The organism is Providencia sp. M-27 (genome assembly GCF_011077905.1).
Classification (GTDB): domain Bacteria; phylum Pseudomonadota; class Gammaproteobacteria; order Enterobacterales; family Enterobacteriaceae; genus Providencia; species Providencia huaxiensis.
The window spans coordinates 1-323 of record NZ_JAALBT010000083.1 but is presented as its reverse complement, the minus strand read 5'-3'; the positions used below and the strand labels follow the sequence as shown (position 1 = coordinate 323).

Annotated in this window: 1 rRNA gene; it reads right to left on the bottom strand. The window is 48.9% G+C overall.

The window, feature by feature from the left end:
• A 23S ribosomal RNA gene (locus G6Q48_RS22030) occupies positions 1–323 on the bottom strand; the annotation flags it as partial.

The following is a 323-nucleotide window of genomic DNA, read 5'->3' as shown; positions in this document are numbered from 1 at the left end:
CCGCATTATCGTTACTTATGTCAGCATTCGCACTTCTGATACCTCCAGCATACCTCACAGTACACCTTCACAGGCTTACAGAACGCTCCCCTACCCAACGAACGTATCCTTAAACTGACTGCCTGACGTTTCCGCCTCGACTTTGTTGGACGCATTGACGTCGCTTCGCTCCGTCAATCGTTTTGATACATTTGAGTATCACTTAATCAGTTTAAGTGATACGTTCGCTGCCGCAGCTTCGGTGCATAGTTTAGCCCCGTTACATCTTCCGCGCAGGCCGACTCGACCAGTGAGCTATTACGCTTTCTTTAAATGATGGCTGC